This is a genomic window from Methylobacterium nigriterrae (assembly GCF_037106235.1).
Lineage (GTDB): Bacteria > Pseudomonadota > Alphaproteobacteria > Rhizobiales > Beijerinckiaceae > Methylobacterium > Methylobacterium nigriterrae.
Genome location: NZ_JBAWTG010000777.1, coordinates 1 through 282, shown reverse-complemented (window position 1 = coordinate 282; position 282 = coordinate 1). Strand labels below are relative to the sequence as shown.

The window sequence follows — 282 nt, the reverse complement described above, 5'->3', positions numbered from 1 at the left end:
CGGGACATTCCCCCAAACTTCGGCCCGCCGGGCCGCGCGTCGTTCTTAGGGGGCGGGGGGAGGCGGGTGTCAACCGGCTCGGCGCCGGATCAATCGCTGGGTGCGAGATCGCAGATTCGGACCTGCGCGCGCTCGGCTCCGCGCCAGCGGTCGCAGGACAGGGTCCCGGCCACGTGGAACTCGCGGCCGACGCCGTTGAGGACTGCCTGGCCGAGCGGGCCGTGGGCCGCGCGGAAGGTGATGGCGCCGATCGCCTGCCCGTCGCGGCTACGCAGCCGCGCC

At 74.8% G+C, this 282-nt stretch carries 1 pseudogene; it reads right to left on the bottom strand.

What is annotated here, in order from left to right:
* Positions 1-89: 89 nt before the first annotated feature.
* A pseudogene (locus WDW90_RS39120) lies at positions 90-282 on the bottom strand (single-stranded-DNA-specific exonuclease RecJ); the annotation flags it as partial.